At 45.5% G+C, this 20,605-nt stretch carries 20 protein-coding genes and 1 other RNA gene; 15 read left to right on the top strand and 6 right to left on the bottom strand.

Features of this window, described 5'->3' with window-relative positions:
• Window positions 1-23: 23 nt before the first annotated feature.
• From mfd to BQ5375_RS02365, 3 genes are all read left to right on the top strand, one after another.
• Entirely contained in the window at window positions 24-3,497 is a 3,474-nt protein-coding gene (gene mfd, locus BQ5375_RS02375; protein ID WP_076917344.1) for a transcription-repair coupling factor, read from the top strand.
• A gap of 135 nt (window positions 3,498-3,632) precedes the next feature.
• Window positions 3,633-4,712, top strand: a complete 1,080-nt coding sequence (locus BQ5375_RS02370; protein ID WP_022131979.1) for a hypothetical protein — start codon at window positions 3,633-3,635, stop codon at window positions 4,710-4,712.
• A 290-nt stretch (window positions 4,713-5,002) separates the two neighbouring features.
• Complete coding sequence (locus BQ5375_RS02365) at window positions 5,003-6,148, top strand: sortase domain-containing protein (protein ID WP_159438014.1); 1,146 nt, start codon at window positions 5,003-5,005, stop codon at window positions 6,146-6,148.
• Window positions 6,149-6,227: 79 nt separating this feature from the next.
• Here the strand turns inward: BQ5375_RS02365 and BQ5375_RS02360 are convergent, their stop codons facing one another.
• From BQ5375_RS02360 to BQ5375_RS02350, 3 genes are all read right to left on the bottom strand, one after another.
• Entirely contained in the window at window positions 6,228-7,067 is an 840-nt protein-coding gene (locus tag BQ5375_RS02360) for a M23 family metallopeptidase (RefSeq protein WP_022131981.1), read from the bottom strand.
• A gap of 67 nt (window positions 7,068-7,134) precedes the next feature.
• Complete coding sequence (locus BQ5375_RS02355; RefSeq protein ID WP_022131982.1) at window positions 7,135-7,530, bottom strand: TSUP family transporter; 396 nt, start codon at window positions 7,528-7,530, stop codon at window positions 7,135-7,137.
• Window positions 7,531-7,544: 14 nt separating this feature from the next.
• The gene (locus BQ5375_RS02350; protein ID WP_022131983.1) at window positions 7,545-7,883 is read right to left on the bottom strand and encodes a sulfite exporter TauE/SafE family protein; all 339 of its coding nucleotides are present in this window, start codon (window positions 7,881-7,883) and stop codon (window positions 7,545-7,547) included.
• Between the two features lie 167 nt (window positions 7,884-8,050).
• Between BQ5375_RS02350 and BQ5375_RS02345 the strand changes: the two genes are divergently transcribed.
• Both BQ5375_RS02345 and BQ5375_RS02340 read left to right on the top strand, forming a co-directional pair.
• Window positions 8,051-8,383 carry an autorepressor SdpR family transcription factor gene (locus tag BQ5375_RS02345; RefSeq protein WP_022131984.1) on the top strand — a complete coding sequence of 111 codons (333 nt, stop codon included), beginning with the start codon at window positions 8,051-8,053 and terminating at the stop codon, window positions 8,381-8,383.
• On the top strand, window positions 8,328-8,990 hold the full coding sequence (locus BQ5375_RS02340; protein WP_022131985.1) for an SdpI family protein: 663 nt from the start codon (window positions 8,328-8,330) through the stop codon (window positions 8,988-8,990). Before BQ5375_RS02345 ends, BQ5375_RS02340 begins: the two co-directional genes overlap by 56 nt.
• A 54-nt stretch (window positions 8,991-9,044) precedes the next feature.
• Here the strand turns inward: BQ5375_RS02340 and BQ5375_RS02335 are convergent, their stop codons facing one another.
• The 3 genes from BQ5375_RS02335 to BQ5375_RS02325 all read right to left on the bottom strand — a co-directional run bounded on the left by BQ5375_RS02335 (window position 9,045) and on the right by BQ5375_RS02325 (window position 10,388).
• Window positions 9,045-9,773, bottom strand: coding sequence for a tRNA threonylcarbamoyladenosine dehydratase (locus BQ5375_RS02335; protein ID WP_022131986.1), 729 nt, complete (start codon window positions 9,771-9,773; stop codon window positions 9,045-9,047).
• 71 nt (window positions 9,774-9,844) lie between these two features.
• Window positions 9,845-10,049, bottom strand: a non-coding RNA gene (ssrS, locus tag BQ5375_RS02330) — 6S RNA.
• A gap of 30 nt (window positions 10,050-10,079) precedes the next feature.
• Window positions 10,080-10,388: a DUF1292 domain-containing protein gene (locus BQ5375_RS02325; protein ID WP_022131987.1), complete on the bottom strand. Its 309-nt coding sequence runs from the start codon at window positions 10,386-10,388 to the stop codon at window positions 10,080-10,082.
• A gap of 1,047 nt (window positions 10,389-11,435) precedes the next feature.
• On the opposite strand from BQ5375_RS02325, the gene yfmF reads away from it, so the two are divergent.
• The 10 genes from yfmF to obgE all read left to right on the top strand — a co-directional run bounded on the left by yfmF (window position 11,436) and on the right by obgE (window position 20,571).
• Complete coding sequence (yfmF, locus tag BQ5375_RS02320; protein WP_076917343.1) at window positions 11,436-12,725, top strand: EF-P 5-aminopentanol modification-associated protein YfmF; 1,290 nt, start codon at window positions 11,436-11,438, stop codon at window positions 12,723-12,725.
• Window position 12,726: 1 nt separating this feature from the next.
• A complete protein-coding gene (gene yfmH, locus BQ5375_RS02315) occupies window positions 12,727-13,998 on the top strand; it encodes an EF-P 5-aminopentanol modification-associated protein YfmH (RefSeq protein ID WP_022131989.1) in 1,272 nt (423 codons plus the stop codon).
• 25 nt (window positions 13,999-14,023) lie between these two features.
• Complete coding sequence (lgt, locus tag BQ5375_RS02310; protein ID WP_022131990.1) at window positions 14,024-15,217, top strand: prolipoprotein diacylglyceryl transferase; 1,194 nt, start codon at window positions 14,024-14,026, stop codon at window positions 15,215-15,217.
• A gap of 28 nt (window positions 15,218-15,245) precedes the next feature.
• The gene (gene folD, locus BQ5375_RS02305) at window positions 15,246-16,094 is read left to right on the top strand and encodes a bifunctional methylenetetrahydrofolate dehydrogenase/methenyltetrahydrofolate cyclohydrolase FolD (protein ID WP_022131991.1); all 849 of its coding nucleotides are present in this window, start codon (window positions 15,246-15,248) and stop codon (window positions 16,092-16,094) included.
• Window positions 16,095-16,525: 431 nt separating this feature from the next.
• Complete coding sequence (gene rplU / locus BQ5375_RS02300; protein ID WP_022131992.1) at window positions 16,526-16,834, top strand: 50S ribosomal protein L21; 309 nt, start codon at window positions 16,526-16,528, stop codon at window positions 16,832-16,834.
• Window positions 16,834-17,163 (top strand): ribosomal-processing cysteine protease Prp, encoded by a 330-nt coding sequence (locus tag BQ5375_RS02295; protein ID WP_022131993.1) that lies wholly within the window; start codon window positions 16,834-16,836, stop codon window positions 17,161-17,163. The genes rplU and BQ5375_RS02295 overlap by 1 nt, the downstream gene beginning before the upstream one ends.
• Window positions 17,156-17,437 carry a 50S ribosomal protein L27 gene (rpmA, locus tag BQ5375_RS02290; RefSeq protein ID WP_022116380.1) on the top strand — a complete coding sequence of 94 codons (282 nt, stop codon included), beginning with the start codon at window positions 17,156-17,158 and terminating at the stop codon, window positions 17,435-17,437. Before BQ5375_RS02295 ends, rpmA begins: the two co-directional genes overlap by 8 nt.
• 75 nt (window positions 17,438-17,512) lie before the next feature.
• Window positions 17,513-18,031: a GNAT family N-acetyltransferase gene (locus BQ5375_RS02285; protein ID WP_022131994.1), complete on the top strand. Its 519-nt coding sequence runs from the start codon at window positions 17,513-17,515 to the stop codon at window positions 18,029-18,031.
• A gap of 34 nt (window positions 18,032-18,065) precedes the next feature.
• Window positions 18,066-19,214, top strand: coding sequence for an MFS transporter (locus BQ5375_RS02280; protein ID WP_022131995.1), 1,149 nt, complete (start codon window positions 18,066-18,068; stop codon window positions 19,212-19,214).
• Window positions 19,215-19,296: 82 nt separating this feature from the next.
• Entirely contained in the window at window positions 19,297-20,571 is a 1,275-nt protein-coding gene (obgE, locus tag BQ5375_RS02275) for a GTPase ObgE (protein WP_022131996.1), read from the top strand.
• The last annotated feature ends 34 nt before the right edge of the window (window positions 20,572-20,605 follow it).

The following is a 20,605-nucleotide window of genomic DNA, read 5'->3' as shown; positions in this document are numbered from 1 at the left end:
AAAACGAAGGGCGGTGAAGTTTGATGAAACAGTTTTTATCCCTGCTGGATGGGATGATGGAATATGAACAGCTCAAAACTGCGCTGCAAAACGGCAGAACACCGATTTCAATCAGCGGTGCAGCGGCGTCTCATAAGACAAATATGATTGCGGCGCTGGTAAGCCAGCTAAATCGCCGGGCGCTCATTATCGTTCCGGATGAAAGCACAGCAATCCGCTTTGCAGCGGATCTTTCCACCCTGCTTGGAGAAAAGGTGCTGCATTTTCCGGCAAGAGATTATGTCCTGCTGGATGTGGACGGTGCGTCCGGAGAATTTGAGCATCAGCGTCTGGGCGTGCTCAGCGCGGTACTGCGCAAAGAGACAAAGGTGGTTGTTTCTTCCATCGAGTCGGCATGTGAAAGAACCATACCAGTCAAGAAGCTGGAAGAATCCATCCTGACCATCGACAGTGACGGGCAATATGACTGCGAAAAAATCGTGGAGAAGCTGGTGGCAATGGGCTATCAGCGTAGAGATCAGGTTGAAGGTATCTGTCAATTTGCGCGCCGCGGCGGAATTCTGGACATCTTCCCGCCTGACAGAACAGATCCGGTGCGTATCGAGTTCTGGGACGATGAGATCGATATGATGTCTTCTTTCCAGGTCGATACCCAGCGCCGTCAGGACCCGGTGGACAAGGTAACCATCCCTCCAGCGAGAGAGGTACTGTTTGACAGCCCGCAGGCGCTGATCGATCTGTTAAACAAACAGGTCGAAGCACAGAAGGGTAAGACAGGAGTGAAGGTAAAGGAACATCTGGAACGGGATATCGAGCGTCTGGACGGAGGATTAAGTCCGGTCAGCATCGACCGCTATCTGCCAATCCTGTATGAACCGACCACCATCTTTGATTATTTTGAAGCAGATGCGATGACCTTTTTGTGCGAGCCGATTTCCTGCAAGGAAAACTTTTCCAATGCAATGGCACAGCACCATGAGGATGTCAAGATGTTGCTGGAGGACGGAATCCTGTTCCGTGGATGTAGCGTCTACTACGATGATTTCACCGACCTGTGCCAGAATCTTTGTCGCCATGCCGGTGTGCTGATGGATACCTTCAGCCGTTCGGTCAATGAGGTTCCAATCAAAGAACTGATTTCGATAACGGCTTCGCAGCTGTCCACCTGGAGCGGCGAGTATGCCATCCTAAAGGATGATATCGAGGACTATGTTAAGACCGGATTCTGCTGTGTGATCTTTGCGGGAACCTACCGCGGTGCGCAGGCTCTGGTTTCAGACTTAAATCATGATTTTTCTGCAGACTTTGTGCAGGATGTTTCCACCATCGTTCCGGGAAAGATTTATGTTGTAGAGGGAACGCTTTCGGCAGGAATGGAATATCCGCAGTTAAAGCTGGCGGTATTAAGCCATACCAAAACCGGAGCGAGCAAGACAAAGGCACCAAAACAGAAAAAGGGTGTCAACATCAAGAATATCTCTGACCTGAATGTTGGGGATTATGTGGTTCATGTTTCTCATGGTATCGGTATCTTCGAAGGTATTGTTAAGCGCGATATCCATGGGGTTGTCAAGGATTATATCAAGATTCGCTATGCCGGCAGCGATATGCTGTTTGTGCCGGTTACCCAGCTGGACCTTGTAACCAAGTATATCGGCGGCAAGGAAGACAGCATTGTAAAATTGAATAAATTAAATTCCGCAGAATGGGCAAAGACCCGGGCAAGAGTTAAAAAAGCGGTCAAGGATATGGCGGATGAGCTCATCAAGCTCTATGCCAAACGAGAAGCGGCAAAAGGATACGCCTTTAGTCAGGATACCGACTGGCAGAACGACTTTGAGCGCCGCTTCCCTTACGATGAGACCGATGACCAGCTGCGCTGCATTCAGGAAATCAAGGATGACATGGAAAAGCCGGTTCCGATGGACCGACTGCTCTGCGGCGACGTAGGATTTGGCAAGACCGAAGTTGCCATCCGTGCAGCGTTTAAATGTGTCATGGATGGAAAGCAGTGCGCGGTTCTGGTGCCGACCACCATCCTGGCATGGCAGCACTATCAGACCTTCCGCAAGCGAATGGAAGGTTTCCCGATCAAGGTCGATATCCTTTCCCGATTCCGAACCCCAAGGGAACAGGAGCAGGTTCTGGAAGAGCTGCGCCGTGGAGAGATTGACATTGTGGTCGGAACCCATCGACTGGTACAGAAGGATGTCAAGTTTAAAGATCTAGGGCTTTGTATCATCGACGAGGAACAGCGCTTTGGCGTCAAGCACAAGGAAAGCTTTAAGGAGATGCGCAACAATGTCGATGTGCTGACCCTTTCGGCGACCCCGATTCCGAGAACCCTCAATATGGCGATGTCGGGTATACGCGATATGTCCACCATTGAGGAAGCCCCGCAGGACCGTCAGCCGGTTCAGACCTATGTCATGGAGCATGACTGGGGAATTTTGACCCAGGCGATGAACAAGGAACTCAGGCGCGGCGGACAGGTATTTTATCTGCATAACCGCGTGGATACTATTGACCGCTGTGCTGCGACCATCCAGCAGTTTTTGCCGGATGCCACCGTCGTAGTTGCCCATGGCAAGATGAGCGAGGAGCAGCTTTCCAAGGTCTGGAAGCGCCTGATTGACCATGAAATCGATATTCTGGTCTGCACCACCATCATCGAAACCGGTGTGGACGTATCAAACTGCAATACGCTGATTATTGAAGATGCCGACAAACTGGGACTTTCCCAGCTGTATCAGATCAGGGGACGTGTCGGCCGTTCCAGCCGTCGTGCTTTTGCTTATCTTACCGTAACAAAGGGCAAGGCACTGACCGATGTTGCAACCAAACGTCTGGAAGCAATCCGTGAATTTACCACCTTCGGCTCAGGATTTAGAATCGCGATGCGAGATCTGGAGATCAGGGGTGCCGGAAATATTCTGGGTGCGCAGCAGCATGGACACATGGAAGCGGTCGGATATGAGATGTATCTGAAGATGCTTTCTGATGCGGTAGCGGTTGCCAAAGGTGAAAAGCCGAATACCCAGACAACCGAGTGTCTGGTGGATATCCGAATTGGAGCGCATATTCCGGAAGATTATATCGAAAGTCTGGCACAGAGAATCGATATTTACAAGAAGATTGCTTCGATCGAAAACGAAGCAGACGCTCTGGATATTACCGACGAGCTGATCGACCGTTTTGGAGATCCGCCGGAAGCAGTCAAGGGACTCATCGATGTTTCCCTGCTGCGCAATACTGCTGCTAAAATCGGTATCAAGGAAATCTCCCAGAGAGCAGACAGCTTGCTTCTTTATCCGGAAACGGTGGATATGGAAAAAGCAAGTCACCTTGCATCCGCACTCAAGGGAAGGGTTATGCTCAACGCCGGAGCAAAACCATATATCACCGTCAAGGTGGCAAAGGGAGAAAAGCCGATCGACACCATGCGTATCGCTTTGGGCATCATGTCCGGCGAGAATGTGGATTTGAGCAAAAAGTAAATTTTTCTGCCAAAGAACACACAATGGCGTCAGTGATAGACTTTTTAAAAATTTGGGTGTATAATAACATGGTATTTTGCCAAAAGCGGATCGGTACACCCGCTTTCGGAAGTAAAAATTTTAGGAGGATATTTCATGAACCTTTTGAAAAAATGCACAGCCATGCTGCTGACCGGAGCAATTGCTCTCTCCTGTGCAGCATGTTCCGGCGAGGATACTGCTTGGATCATGCGAAATGGTGAGCTGGAAATGCCGGCAGGAGCTTACATTAACAGCCTGATTGAAAGCTATTATGAAGCAAGCTCTTTGGTTGAGGATTCGGAAAAGGATGTTCTCAAACAGCAGATCGATGGAAAAGACGCTGACGAATGGATCAAGGAAGAGGCACTCAAGGCAACCAAACAGAACATGGCAGTTTGCGCAAAATTCAACGAACTGGGACTTTCCTTCAGTGAACAGGAACTGATGACCTGCCAGACTCAGGCTGAATCCTACTATGAGCAGGCAGGAGAAAACCTGGAAAAGAACGGAATTTCCAAAGACTCCATTGAGCTTCTCTACCAGATCACCTATATGAAGGTCAAAGTATTTGATGCAATTTATGGTGAAGGCGGAGAAAAGGAAGTTTCCGAACAGGAACTGCGCGATTACTATGAAAACAATTATATCAAGATGGCAGTTCAGACCTTTAACTTTCCAGCAGAGCCAGAAGTAGCGGAAGACGCAACCGAGGAAGAAAAAGAAATGTACGATGAGTTCTATCAGGGTGAACGCAGCAACGTTTACACCAATGCAGAATCTCTTTATACTCAGGGCCAGATTGGTCTGGAACAGGGCAAATCCTGGAACGAGGTCCTCAACCTGTACAAACAGGATAATGCAGACAATGGGGAAGAGTACGATATGACCACCAACAACTATCGTCTGGTAGATACTGCAACCACCACCCTGAATGCAGATATCATCGGCGCACTCAAGGAAGCTGAAGTTGGCGAGATTATCAAGGTTGAGACCGATAATATGATTGCAGTCGGCGCAACTGCAGACCTGAACGAAGACCCAACCGATTTTGAGTATGTCAAGAGCACAATCTGCCACGCTCTGAAAGACGAAGAATTCGAAAACATGCTTCTGGAAACTGCATCGGATGAATCCTTCGAGGTAAATCAGAAAGCAGTTGACCGCTATGCTCCAAGCAAACTGAAGATGGATTAATGATCCGAAAGGAAAAGAAAAATGTCCTCCCAACAGGAGGACATTTTTTTATGGATTTTTGCAAAGAAGAATATGAATGAATCTTTAAATTTTTTTCAGTTATGTTCCACAACCGTACTTTTTTATGATATAATAATCAGGAAATGCTGAAAAGCGGCAAAATGACCATCTGTCTGCGCTTTCAAGGCATCAATGCTGAAAGAAAACAGCACCAAAGACGGAATACGAAAATTCACATCGGGGTAGCAAGGGGCTATCCAATCAAAATAAAAGGATAAGGGATGAAATTTATGAAGGATCGCATTGGACAGTCCAGCAGAAAGAAAAAACCGGTTGATAAAAGTGTTTCCAGCATCACCGGTGTGCCAACACCAGACAGCTTTGCGGGATTTTCTGCAGATGATGATTATCAGCCAAAGAAACCAAAGTGGCCAATCTTAGTTTGCGGCGTTGTTGCGGTAGCACTGGTTGCAGGCGGAGCATGGTATTTCCTTTCCAATCAGGGCAGCATTACCGAACCGGGAACACCAAGTGTACAGTATCCGGAAAATACTGCTGGAGTAGATGAACAGCAGCAGGCAATGCAGGATGTGCTGCAGAGTGCAAAAGAACAGCGCGTTCCAAGCATGACACAGCTGGTTGACCTTATTGCTATCAACAAGCTGGCTGGTACATTGGAATCGGAAGGGGACGGCAAGAACGCAAATGTGGTAGCAACTCTGCCAACAGAATCTCTTGCTCAGAAAGCAACCGAATTTAAAGAATCCACCAATGAGGATACGATCGGATGGATTCAGCTTCCAAATACCAATGTTGACTATCCGGTTGTATACAAGGCAGGTTCGGAGAACTATGACTATTATGGAAGCTTGGACTACAACAAAAATTACAGCAAAGACGGCGCAATTTTTGCCGATTACGAATGCAGCTTCCCAGAGCTTTCTCAGAACACCACTCTTTATGGTCATAACTGGCATAATGTCTACACTCCAAGAACCTTGGAAAATATGCAGAGCAATGATACCATGTTCTCTCTGGTCATGAGCTACCATTATACCGACTTTGCTCAGGAAAACCCATTTATCTATTTCTCTACTACCGAAAAAGATTATGTTTTCCAGGTGTTTGCAGCGTACTATACCGATATCAGCAAGGGCAAAGCTTCCATGTATAACTTTGCTAATACAGACCAGGAAACCTTCCAGGAAGTAATCGCAGAAGCAAAAGCGAAGAGCATGCAGAACTATAATGTTCCGGTTACCAGCGAAGATCATATCCTGACCCTTTCTACCTGTACACGTATGAAAGGAGCTTCTGATACACAACGATTTGTTGTTATGGCAAAATTGGTATCCGAGGGTACACCGTCCACAACCATCAGCACACATACCAATCCAATGACATACAATGTCAAATTGACCCGCCCAGAAGAATAAAAATCGATTATAAAATAAAATGCCACAAAAGCCTTCTCCTTTGCGGGAGAAGGCTTTTGTGGTTTGAGAGGAGGGGTGTCTATTTTGCAAGGGAAGCCGGATCAACATATTCGCCGTTTTGTTTTACGTCGAAATGAAGATGTGGCTCCAACGAGAGTTCACATGGAATTTCGCCTACCGAACCGATCTGATCGCCAGCAGTCACGGTCATATCGACCGAAACCAGGATGTCATCAGACAGTCCGGAATAGGTCATCACATAATCACCGGAGGTCACTTCTACAACATTGCCCCAAAGCGGGTCGGAGCGGATGTCTGTGACGACACCATCACTGGATGCAGTGACTGCCGAGCCGAGTTCGGCACTGATGTCAATTCCGTTGTGGGTGCGCCAGTCACCAAGTGTTTCGTTTTTGACCAGCATGTCCCCGCTAAAAGGAGCGATTGCAGCTCCGCTGACCGGTAAGGTCAAGGAAAAATCGTCCGATTCCTGCTGCTGCACGGGCTGTGTGGATGCTTCGGAAGATTCGGTAGACTCCGGTACAGATTCGGACGGTACAGAAGGCGATAAGACATCCGTTGATGATTCGTCGTCCGGTGTCTCTGCGGTCAGGATACCTTCCTGTTGTCCCTGAGAGGATGGGGAGGAATCTCCGTTTGCTTCCGCAGTCACAGAATCGGAAGACTCGGGGGTCTGCTGCAGGATATTGTCGATTTTCTGCTCCGCAGGATGTGTGTCGAGCTGGTCTTCTGGGTGCATGGTTTCTGCCTGCGGAGTTTCGGATAAAGGGGCGGACTCAATATTATCGATAGTTTTGTCTACGGCAACCCAGGCCGCAGCACCGGCACCTGCAAGGCAGAGTGCCAAAGCAAGATAAAATCCCTTGCCGGAGATGAATTTTGCAAATCCATTACTCATGGTGTGACCATTCCTTTCATAGGTAAGATAATTTCCTCTGACTGTATTTTGCTCAGACAGGATGGTTTTATGCCTTACTTTGAGAAAACTTTTTGAAAACCGGAAACAGAGAGCAAAGTAGCTCACGCAGTCCAATTACCAATAAGAACAGACCAAAAGCTTTTCTTAAAAGATCTGGTTCCAGCATGTTTGCGAGTAAACTTCCCAGAATTCCGCCGATGATGCCGCCGGGAATGCAGGGCTTCAGGAGAGAAAAGGAAATCAGCTTGTTTTTCCAGTGAAAGAAGAGGGAGAGTGCTGCAGCTGGAAGAAAGAGCAGGAGATTAAGCGACTGCATCTGAGGCTGCGAAAGGGTGGAAAAAAAGGAAAGATAGAGAAGCAAAACAGTACCGCCGCCCAATCCCATTGCAGCTACCAAAGAGGAAAGAAACACAGCAGCGATAGAGAATACAGAAAGTTCCATCAAAATTTTCTCCTTTATGTGAGCAGGATTTTTGCGGCGCTGTACAAAATCAGAATGGAAAAACTGATTTTCAGCAGAAAAACAGGAATCCTTTTTAAGCACCATGCGCCGCATACGGAACCGAGAAGTGCAGGAACAAAAAAGAACAAGCTTTGTCCGAGGGAGAGATTGCCGCGAAGATAGTATACCCCAAGGCTGATGATGGATAGAGGCAGGATCAGCGCAATACTGGTTGCATGAGCCTGACGAGGAGAAAGCCCTTTTTTCTCTAGCAGCGCAACTGCCAGAATACCACCGCCGGAACCGAAAAATCCATTAAGCAGTCCGATTGCGATTCCAAAGAAGAATAACAAAAAATCACCCCCAAAAACAAAATGCTCCTTCTTTGGATATTTTTCCAGAAAGAAGGAGCGTTATTCATTTTGAAAAGGCTTTGTGGCGACTTGACTTTTTTTGTCAGGAGGATTATCTTGTATTTAAGTAATTAAACAAATATTAAAATAGATTGGAGGAAGGCAGGATGGCATTGCAGGAAACACTCAAAGCGATTTCTGACCCAGTACGAAGAAAGATTCTGCTTTCGTTGCGGGAAAAGGAGCTTTCAGCAGGAGAGATCGCACAGTTTTTGCAGATGACTCCGCCCGCGACCTCGCATCACCTGCAAAAACTAAAATATGCGGGGCTTGTTTCGGAGCGAAAAGAGAAAAATTATATTTTCTATGAGCTCAATACCTCTTTGTTTGAGGAACTTTTGCTGTGGCTCAAACAGTTTGAGCAAAGGAAGGAGGAAACATCAGATGAAGGGAATCAAAAGGCTGTATTCGATTCTGACCTTCCTGCCGCTCATCGTTAGTATCTTTGCCTGCCCGATTCTTCCCCAAAAGATTCCTGCACACTACAATCTGGCAGGGGAGGTCGATCGATGGGGAAGCAGGTTGGAAATCTTGATTATTCCAATCATTACCGCAGTGTTTGGATGGATATTTAGACGCTGGATTGTCAGCGCCATGAAAAAGCAACCAGAAAATTCCGAACGAGCCTTATATATCGGGGGAATTTCGATGTTGTTTGTGTTTAACGGATTGTTTTTTGTGATGCTGTATACCTCGTTTGCTGTGGTGGAGCATCTGGCAAACCCGGAAAATTCGATCATACAAATCATCAATATTCTGGTTGGAATTATGTTGATTCCGTTAGGAAACATCATGCCGAAGGTAAAGCGTAACGGAGTGTTTGGTGTACGCACTAAATGGAGCATGGCAAACGATACCTGTTGGAATCTTTCTCAGAGGTTTGGCGGAATGAGCTTTGTTATTACCGGTATCCTGATTATTGTGGGAAGCCTGATGATGGAAAATCCCGCATATCAGAGTATTTTTATGGTAGTGATGATTTTATTGGATGCGGTATTCTGTATTGTTTATTCCTATCAGGCTTATCAAAAATATGGGAAAAACTAAGTGCCCAAAGGTTTTGCCTTTGGGCACTGTTATAGGATATAATATAAAATTAGCTTAGTTTTGAGATGGCAGACTGATGAGACGACGAATGCCGACACTTGCCATCAGATAACCTGCGGCAGGAGGAACGAAGGCGCAGCTTGCCGGACTGTGGCGTCCGTGTTCCTCGCCGCCTGCACAGATTGCTTTGGCAGGAACTTCAACCGAATAGATGACAGTCTGCTTTTCAACGCCGCGTTTTTTGAGTTCCCGGCGCATCACGCGGGCAAGCGGACATCCGCAGCCGGTTGTTTCGGAAATATCACCCCAGCGTAGGCGGGAAGGGTCAACACGGTTTCCGGTTCCCAGACAGCTGATGAGCGGGATGTTTTTTTCCTTGCAGGTTTGTGCCAGAAACAGTTTTGCAGTGACGGTATCGATCGCATCCAGGATTAGATCCGGTTTTTCGTCAAAAAGAAAATCGGAGTTTTCCGGCAGGAAAAACCGTTCGTAGCAGATGATATTGAGATCAGGATTGATGGACAGCAGTCTTTTTTTAGCAGCAAGGCATTTGCTCTGACCGACCATATCAGCGGTCGCAAAAAGCTGTCGGTTTAAGTTGGTAATGTCCACAGTGTCGTTATCAATCAGGACAAGCTTACCCACGCCCATGCGGCAGACGGCTTCGGCAGCTGCTCCGCCGACACCGCCCAGACCCAATACGGCTACTGTTTTTTGCGACAGATTGTCGATTGTCTGCTCTCCAAAGAGCTTTTCTGTGCGCTCAAGCCATTTTCTGCTCATAGCGGACCTCCTTATTATGAATTCAAAAAGACATGAAAAAAGCGCACCAAGCAGTGCGCTGATTTTTTATGAGATACCCCACCGTGCCGTCGCCATGGCAAGTTAAAACCCGTCGTATGGACAGGTGGGTTGCTGCCCAGCACCTTCACGCTCCCTTCGTCCACAGACGTGAAATTCACGCTGCGGGAGGTCTGCAATCCAGTACCGGAGCTTGGCGTCCCTTTTAAAAAGTGTTGGATTATAAAAACCATACTTTCTCGAACACGGCAGGAGTACAAGCAAAATTATTTACAGAAATACAGGAAATTATTCCTCGTCGTCCGAAACAACGTCATAATCTTCTTCCAGACGTTCCATGAAGATATCAGCGATTTCGTCCATTTCGTCCTCATCTTCGATGGTTTCCAGAAATTCCTGGCCATCTACAGTAACAACCTTGAGAATTACCAGCTCACCGCTGTCATCCAGCGATTCCTGTGGATCATCAAATACTGGGGAAAGTGCCATATAACGATTTTCACCGTTGTCAATTGCATCCAGAACTTCAAATGTATGTTCAACACCGTCGTCATCTTCCAGAGTCAGGATGTCGTTGCCAAATTCGTTATCGATCATCGGGCCGCAGCTCCTTTCATTTCAACTACGATTATATTATAGCATTCTGAGATCAAAGTCAATCATTATTATAGATTTTATAAATTGTTCAATAAAAAGATTCAAATTTGTTGAAAATTAATATTGAAAAACACAATAGAATAGGATATAATGAAATCACAACAAAGGTAATATTAAATATAAAACAGAAAGGGTGATTCCTATGAAAACAGGAGCAGAACCAGTTTCAATCCTTTCTGAGGAATCAAAAGTTTCCTCAGGGAGATCCCAAAACAGATAAGTTTCCATAACAAAGCGATCAGAAACCTGAAAAAAGAAATTCATTAAATCAAAAGATTTAATAAAAAGAATTTCTAAAAAAGGATAAAACAAGATCGAAAGCAATGAAGCAAAATAAAATATGGAAAACAAAATCTGAACAAGTTTATATTTAATATCAAAAAGATTCTGATGGAAGTAGTATCAGAAGAAAAGGAAAAAACCTTTAAAAAAAATAATGAAAACTGAATAAGAAAAAAGAAAGGAAAAGAACCTTTAAAAAAAATTAAAAACAAATGATATTACCTTTTCATTGTTAATATAGATTCTTAAGAAGAAAGCTAGTTAACATTGATTTCAAAATAATTGCTTTTTAGGTGAGTCCGATGAAATAGCAGATTTTAAAAAGGTACCCCTTACAAGATAACATACAAAAAAGAAGTTGAGTTAAAGGAAATGTGATTGAAATGAGAGCATTCCCCAAAAAACCAAACATCTCAGGTTATCTAAAAGAATACTAGTCATAATGAGGGAAATACCAATGTACTAATCTGATTTATCAAGAGAACTCCGAATAAACGATAAAGCTTCCAAGAGGGGCTGTGAGAAATCACAGCCCCTTTTATAATGTCTGGAAATAAAAAACCATGCGTCATTTTGATGCATGGTTTTTCTTTTTTGGAAAGAAAGGGAATGAGTTCACAGTCTGGATATAGAAACACAAAAAGGAATATGATATAATAACCAGTAGGAATTGTAATGAAACAAGATCAGATAGGAGATGAATTCATGGAATATCCGCTGATAAGAGAATGCATTGCGAATGGAGTGTATTTTTCTTCCATCACAGATAAAAAGTTTAAACATAATCGAATCTCGGTCAACCTCATTGTGAAGCTGGACAGAGAAAAGGTAACCGATCGTGCGGTAGTACCATTTATTCTGCGTCAGGGAAGTAAGAATTGTCCGGATTTTACCGACCTCAATAAAAAACTGTGTGACCTGTACGGAGCTTCGCTGGATGCCGGTGTCGATAAAATCGGTGAGTATCAGATGATCACTTTGGGAATCATCGGGGTGGACAACCGTTTTGCGCTGTCCGGAGAAGACATGGTACAGGAATGTACCCGAATGCTCTGCGAAATTGTACTGGAACCGGATATTACAGATGGTAAATTCAATGTAAAAAATACAGAATTGGAAAAACAGTACCTGTTAGAAACTATTTCTTCCGAGATCAATGATAAGAGAACTTATGCTAACATCCGCTGCAAGGATATCATGTGTAAGAATGAAGCTTGTGCAATCAAGAAGTATGGTTATGCAGAAGATGCACAGAAGATTACACCAGAGTCTGCAGCAAAGGCATATCAGGAACTGATCGAAACAGCACAGGTTGAGATCATGTTTGAAGGCTGCGGAGATCCAAATGCAGCAAAAGAGATTTTCCGCAAAAAGTTTGCTGAGATTACAAGAAATCCAATTTCGATTACTAAGTGCTGCACAAGACCTCAGCAGGGAGAAGTGAAGCAGGTAGTCGAAAAGATGGATGTAAAACAGGGAAAACTGGTTATGGGCTTCCGTGTGGAAAATATGGACAGCTATACCAAAATGAATGCAGAACGAGTAGCAATCGGTCTGTTTGGCGGAACAGCAAGTTCCTTCCTGTTTAAGAATGTCCGCGAAAAAATGAGCTTGTGCTACTACTGCTCCTCTCAGTACGACCGACATACCGGAATTATGATGGTATACAGTGGTGTAGAAGCTGCAAACGCACAGAAGGCAAAGGAAGCAATTCTTGCTCAGCTGGAAATGATGCAGCGCGGAGATTTTTCTGAAAAAGATCTAGAAGAAACAAAACTCTTCTTTAAGACTGCGCTCAAGGCAACCGGCGATTCACTGGGCGCAATGGACAGCTGGTATCTGGCTCAGATTATGGGCGGCACAGAGGTTTCACCGGATATGGAAATTGAGCTGTGCAGCAAGGTTACCAAGCAGGATGTTATCGATGCGGTAAACTGTGTGAAACTGGATACCGTTTATATGCTGATGCCGCAGGATGAAAAGGAGGGGGAATAGGATGAAACAGGAAATCGTGCGAAATGAACGAATTGGAGAGGAATATCTGCGGATAGAACATCCATCGGGACTCACCATGCTGCTGTATCCAATGAAAGGGTTCTCCACTTCTTATGCGATGTTTTCTACCAAGTATGGTTCCATCGATGTCTGCTTCAAAACAGAAAAGGACAAGGATTTTGTAACGGTACCGGCAGGAATTGCCCACTATCTGGAACACAAGATGTTTGAAAGTGAGGATGGAGATGCATTTGACCGCTATGCAAAAACCGGTGCATCGGCGAATGCATTTACAAGTTTTGACAAGACCTGTTATCTGTTTGCATGTTCCGACCAGTTCAGAGAGTCGATTGAAATTCTGCTCGACTTTGTGACCGATCCTTACTTTACCAAAGAGACAGTAGAAAAGGAACAGGGAATTATTGCCCAGGAAATCAGAATGTACGATGACGATCCAGGTTGGAGAGTCATGTTTAACCTTCTGGAAAGCATGTACCAGAAAAATAGCGTCAAAGTGGATATTGCCGGAACAGTGGAATCGATTGCACAGATTAACGCAGATCTGCTTTATCGTTGTTACAATACTTTCTATAACCTAAACAATATGGTACTGACCGTTGCAGGAAACTTTGACCCACAGGATGTCATTGATGCAGCAGATCAGGTGCTCAAAAAAGCAGAGCCAATCCAGATTGAACGTAAGGTAGAGGAAGAACCGGCAGAGGTTGCAAGAAAACGCTTTGTACAACATCTTCCAGTTGCTACACCAATGTTCTATATTGGATTTAAGAGCCCGAACGCAGGAGAAACACAGAATTTCCGCAATATGATCTATGATGAGATGATTCTGGACCTGGTTACCGGAGAAACAACCGAATTGTACAAAAAATTGTACGAGCAGGGCCTGATCAACGGTGGAATTATCGGAGAAACCATGGCTGGCAGAGATTATCTGTGCTCGATGATCTCCGGTGAATCCAAAGATCCGGATTCTGTTTATGAGCAGATTGCAGAAGCGTTTGAGCAGGCTAAGATGAATGGAATTGCGGATGAGGATTTCGAACGCATCAAGAAATCGACCTATGGAAGATATCTTGGAATGTTCGGAAAACCGGAGTCCATTGCGGCTGCAACCGTAAACTGCTATTTTGCAGGAATGGATTTGTATGAGCTGATTGAATTGGTGGCAAACAGCACCAAGGAAGAGCTGATGGAACGTCTGAAAGCAGATTTCCTGACAGAAAACAGCAGCATTTCCATTGTAATGGCATAAGACAAAAGGTAAGGAGCAAAGTTTCATGGAACAGACAGTTGCCTTCCCAGGGTTGGGATTGGAATTTAATATTAACAGAGTCGCTTTTCAGATTGGAAATATACCCGTTTATTGGTATGGTATCCTGATTGCACTGGGATTCATTCTTGCAATTATATATGTTAACAAGCGTGCAAAAGAATTCGGCGTTGATCCAGACCGGATGCTCGATGTCATTATGGGCGGTGCAGTCGGCGGAATCGTCGGCGCAAGAGCTTATTATGTTCTGCTCAAATGGGATTATTACGGACAGAACCTGGATCAGATCTTTAATACCAGAAGCGGCGGTATGGCAATCTATGGCGGTATTATCGGCGGATTGCTGATAGGTCTTTTGATGTGCAAGATTCGAAAGGTTCGCTTTGTTCCGGCAGTTGATCTGGCTGCTGGCGGATTCTTTATCGGACAGGCAATCGGACGCTGGGGCAACTTTGTGAATATTGAAGCTTTTGGCGGAAATACCAGCCTGCCATGGGGCATGTCTTCTTCGGTCATTACTTCTTATCTGACCGAACATGAAGTGGAGCTGGAAGCATTGGGCATGAATATTGACCCGAACATGCCAGTGCATCCAACCTTTTTGTATGAATCGATCTGGTGCCTGCTGGGCTTTTTGTTTATTGCATGGTACACCAAACGCCGCAAATTTGACGGTGAACTGATCCTCATCTATATGATGTGGTACGGTGCAGGCAGAGCAGTGATTGAAGGACTGCGTACAGACAGCCTGATGATTCCAAACACTTCCCTGCGCGCATCCCAGATGCTGGCTTTGGCAATGGTGATTGTGGCAGCAGTGATTTGGGTGATCAATACCTCTAAAGTGAAAAAAGCAGGTGAGAAACATCTGTTTGTGGACAGTGAGGAAGGTCAGCTGATTATAAGCGGTCAATTCTATCAGAAGAAGGGCGAAACAGCCAAAGCTTCTGATGCAGAACAGACCCATTCTCTGTTTACAGAAAATGCAGAACAGTCAGCAAAAACTGCAGAGAAAAAAGAAGTTTCAGAAGTTACTTCCGAACAGCCAGAAGAAGCGGCAGCAGAAGAAGTTAAGCAGGAAGAAACCGTAAATACAGAAGCTGATGAGCAGCCTGCTAAACAGGAAGAAAATTTCCTGGGAAATGAATCGGAACTAAACCCGGAAGAACCACAGGAAGAACTTTCGGAAGAAGAAAAATAAACACCAATATTTGTGAGGAGGAATCGGAATGGCAACCATTATGGATGGCAAAGCGTTATCTCAGAAACTGAAGGAACAGATGAAGGAACGCATCGCACAGATGCGGGTAGAGGGAATTATTCCAAAACTGGTGGTCGTTCTGGTTGGTAACGACAGTGCGTCGGAAGTTTATGTTCGCAACAAACATAAATCCTGCGGCGAAGTTGGAATTGAATCGGAGATTATTCACCTCCCTGAAGAAACAACACAGGAAGAACTTCTGGATACCGTATATCAGCTTAACGAAGATCCAACAGTGGACGGAATCCTGGTTCAGCTTCCGCTTCCAAAACAGATCAACGAAAAGATTGTGCTGCGTGCAATCCTTCCGGAAAAGGATGTGGACGGCTTCCATCCTGTCAGCGTAGGCCTTTTGAGCATCGGAGACGAAGGTTTTGCGCCAGCTACTCCAAGCGGTATTATGGCAATCTTTAAGGAATATGGCATTGAGGTTGCAGGCAAAAACTGTGTAGTAATCGGCAGAAGCAACATCGTTGGAAAACCAATGGCAGCACTGCTGCTCCAGCACGATGCGACCGTTACGATCTGTCACTCCAAGACACAGAATCTTGCTGAAATCACCAGACGGGCAGATATTGTCATTGTTGCAACCGGAAGAAGAAATACCCTGACTGCAGATATGGTAAAAGATGGTGTGGTTGTGGTCGATGTTGGTATGAACCGAAATGAGCTTGGAAAACTCTGCGGCGACGTTGACTTTGCACAGGTTAAGGAAAAAGCTTCCTTTATCACACCAGTTCCAGGCGGAGTGGGTCCGATGACTATTACCGAGCTTTTGGAGAATACCATTCTGGCAGCACAAAGACATCATCGTTAGGAAATGCCAATTAGCAAAAACAAAAGTTTTCAAACTTTCAAAAATGCGCTTGAACACCCTGAGTTGAACTTGTTCAGCTCAGGGTGTTTCGCTTGTTGCGATGAGCGACCAAAGACGCTCTCTTTGGAATCTGCAATTTTTTGAAAAAAATTGAGTAAAACTTTTTGTCTTTCCCAAAACGAGCAAGTGTGTTAACGCGAGGGAGCGCCGTGTGCTGAAACTGCCACTTCCCACCAAACCAAAGCGCGAAACAGCTTTGGTACTTTCTCGGAAAGTACATTTTCGGCATAATGACGGCATTTTTTGGCTTGACAAGCACTGCTTGATATGGTAGGATAAGTTGTACCGCATGTTACGGGCTTGAGAAGTGTGCGCCAAAACAGGCCACCGCCTGAAAAGACAGCGAGTTTATACAGAAAGAGGAATTTATTATGTACGCAATTATCAAAACCGGCGGCAAACAGTATCGCGTATCCGTAGGCGATGTAGTTTATGTTGAAAAGCTCAATGCTGAAGCAGAAGCAAACGTTGAATTCGACGTTATCGCTCTTGGCAAAGAAGATGGTATGGTAGTAGGCACTCCAGTTGTTGAAGGTGCTAAAGTTGCCGGTAAAGTTCTCAAAAACGGCAAAGGCAAAAAGATCACCGTATTCACTTACAGATCCAAGAAAGACAGCAAACGCAAGATGGGTCACAGACAGCCATATACAAAGGTTGAAATCACTGCTATCAACGCATAATGATCCAAGCTGATTTTTTTAAAACCGGAGAACTGCTCAGCGGATTTTCGCTCAGCGGACATGCAGGATATGATGATTATGGTCATGATATCGTCTGTGCTTCGGTAACCTCGGCGGTTCAAATGACCGCAAATGCCCTCACAGAAGTTTTGAAACTCAAAGCAGATGTGTCGGTAGGGGAAAACGTTATTCAAGTAAAGCTCTCAAAACAGGATGCACAGAAGGGACAGTCCTTTTTACAGGCACTGCTTCTTCATTTAAATATTCTGGCAGAAGACTATGAGGGCACAATCAAGGTAAATCTTTCGGAGGTGTACAACAATGCTTAGACTTAGCATGCAATTCTTTGCTCATAAAAAAGGTGTTGGTTCCACAAAGAACGGCCGTGACTCTGAATCCAAACGTCTCGGCGCAAAACGTGCAGACGGTCAGTTCGTACTGGCTGGTAACATTCTGTACCGTCAGAGAGGAACTCACATTCATCCAGGAGAAAATGTAGGTATCGGCAGCGACGATACTCTGTTTGCTCTCAAAGATGGTAAAGTTAAATTTGAGCGCATGGGCCGCGATCGCAAGAAAGTAAGCGTTATTCCGGTTCAGTAATCCATTTTGATGACGAGAAAAATCCCGAGATGTTTGGTCTCGGGATTTTTTTAGGTTTATGCGAGGGGGAAAATCATGATGGGAGATATTTCAATCCGCTCGATGAGCCAGGAAGATGCGCAGGAGATGTGTTCCTGGGAGTATTCCGGGCAATACCGCGTGTACAACAACAGTTGGGAAAAGATGGCAGAACAGGGTGTTTCCTACGCAGATGAAGAGACCCGCCGGAAAGAATTTTATACCTTGCTGCGCGATGGAAAGATGATCGGATTTTTCCGCCTTCGCCGCGGAGAAAAGGTTGTAGAACTTGGACTGGGGCTTCGACCGGATCTTTGCGGGCAGGGACTTGGAAAGAAACTGGTGCAGGCAGCGGTTCAGGAGCATAAAAAACGTTTTGGGGATCTCCCATTGTGGCTTGCAGTGCGTGTCTGGAACGAGCGCGCGATAAGGTGCTACCGTGCGTGCGGTTTTGTAGAAATCAAACGTCTGACGTTGGAGTTGTCGGAAGGTCCGACGGAATTTATCCGCATGGAATACCGGGATGATGAAAAAGTGGAAAGGAATTGCAAGGCATCCGGGAGTGTAGTACAATAGAGCTTAGATACTGTAAGAACAGGGGGCTCATTGTATGAAAACGCTCAATCGGAGTTTGAAGCTTGCAAGTTTTCCCTTTTGGATGTCGTCCTTTTTGCTTCCGATTTATTGCAGCAGTCTGGGACTTTCTCCACTGGAAACGACCGGTATGTTTTCGGTCTATTCGCTGTTTGTTCTGCTCAGTAAGTTAGTGTCCGGAAGGCTATGTGACCACGAAAAAATTGGCAGAAAAAAGGTGTTTTTGACAGGGCTTGTGCTGACTGCATGTTCTTATGCGCTCCTTGCGTTTTCCAGAGAACTTGTCTGGCTGTATCTTTCCCAGATGATAGACGGTATTGCAACGGCACTTTTGTCCGTTTCGCTCTACACCATGGTGGTTGACGAGAGCGGAGAAGAGATAGCAGTCAATCGAGGAAAGCAGTCCGCGGCGCAAAACTTTGGCGGATTGTACGGTATGATTTTTTATTTTGTGCTGTTGTCCAATATGGATTTCTTTGCTACTTGGAAAGTGTTTTTCCTAGGAAGTGCGGTCCTGACTTTGTATGGGGTCTGGAATGCAGCAAGAAGACTTGAGGATAATATGCCAAAAGAAACAGACGGGAAAAAGCTCCAAAATCTGAAACTGGCAATCTGCTTAAAAGCGAAAGGATTGATTGCTGTGCGCTTTTTGCTTTCCCTTTCTCTCAATGTGCTAGGCGCAGTATTTGTCCTGATTATGATGCAGCGATTTGGAAATAATATGATGATGATTGGGCTAATCTGCCTGATTCCATCCACCCTGCTGGCTTATCTGTCTCCTTCCATCGGCGCAAAAATAAAACGTTTTGGAGAAAGAAAGTCGTTTTTAACAGCAAGTATTCTGGCAATTCTGCTTTTAATCTGGATGTCGGCAAGCACAGTACCTGTTCTTTTTGGACTGGGATGGTCGGGATATTCCTTTGCTGTCACAGCCATGAATCTTTCGATGGATGCAGTCTTTTCCAAGCAGATACCGGAGAAGGAGCGGGGAATGTACAGCGGTATTTATTCGTGCAGTGTAAATCTGGGAAGCATGATTGCCTCGGTATTGGGCGGATTTTTCATGCAGGAGATTGGCGAATCAACGCCATTTTATCTTACTGCTGTTTTGCTAATCTTAACCATGTTGGTTTTCCAAAAAGTTCTTTTAACAGAGAATAAGTAATATAGAGTTGTTTTGTGCCTTTCCTTGCCGCGCGGCACAAAATGAAATGAGGGCGGCAAAGAGAAGAAAAGAGGCGAAACGAATGTTTATTGATAAAGCTACGATTAAAGTACAGGCAGGTACCGGCGGAAACGGTGCCGTTTCTTTCCACAGAGAAAAGTTTGTTGCAGCGGGAGGTCCGGACGGCGGAGACGGCGGACGCGGCGGAAACGTTGTACTGCAGGGTTGCGAGAGCATCAACACCCTGATTGACTTTAAGTACAAAAGAAAATTCATCGCACAGAACGGCCAGAACGGCGGAACAAACCGCTGCTTTGGTAAGAGCGCACCGGATCTTGTCATCAAAGTTCCAGTAGGAACTGTTGTCAAGAATGCAGAGAGCGGTCAGGTCATGGCAGATATCGTGGATGAAACACCGGTTATCATTGCGCATGGCGGAAAAGGCGGCTGGGGAAACAGCCACTTTGCAACTCCTACCCGACAGATTCCACGCTATGCAAAACCAGGTATTCCAGGAGAGAGCTTCGATCTGATTCTGGAGCTTAAACTTTTGGCAGACGTTGGTCTGGTAGGCTATCCAAATGTCGGCAAATCGACCCTGATCTCGGTAGTCAGCGGAGCAAAACCGGTTATTGCAAACTACCACTTCACTACTTTGACTCCGGTTCTGGGTGTTGTAAAAGTAGCAGAGGAAAAATCCTTTGTTATGGCAGATATTCCGGGATTGATTGAAGGCGCAAGCGACGGTGTTGGTTTAGGCCATGAATTTTTGCGCCATGTTGAGCGCTGCCGCCTGATCGTTCATGTTGTGGATGTTTCCGGCTGCGAAGGAAGAGATCCGAAAGAGGACTTCAAGACCATCAATCATGAGCTTGCAAACTTCAGCGAGGAGCTTTCGACCAGAGAACAGATCGTCGTTGCAAATAAAAGCGATATCGCGACCGAAGAACAGATTGAGGATTTCAAAAACTTTGTGGAGGAACAGGGATGCCAGTTCTTCTGCATTTCGGCTGCAACCCGCAAGGGAATCGAGCCACTGGTTCATGCAATCTCCCAGAAGCTGGATGAGCTGCCGCCAATCAAACGTTTTGAAGTCAACTATGTACCGGTTATGCCAGATAAAGATGAAAACAAATGGAAGTTTGACATTACTGTGGACGAGGATGGCGTTTATGTGGTCGAAGCAGACTGGCTGGTTAAGGTACTCGGCATGGTCAACATCGAGGACGAGGAGTCGCTCGGTTACTTCCAGCGTGTTCTCCGTCAGAGCGGAATCATCGATCGTCTGGAAGAAATGGGCATCAACGAAGGGGATACTGTCAGCATCCTGAACTTCGAGTTTGATTATATCCGATAAAAGCATCTGACAGCACAGTAGATAGCTGAGAAGG

Source organism: Negativibacillus massiliensis, from assembly GCF_900148495.1.
Taxonomy (GTDB): Bacteria; Bacillota; Clostridia; order Oscillospirales; family Ruminococcaceae; genus Negativibacillus; species Negativibacillus massiliensis.
Note: the sequence above shows the minus strand (reverse complement) of the source record. Positions and strands in the feature narration are given on the sequence as shown.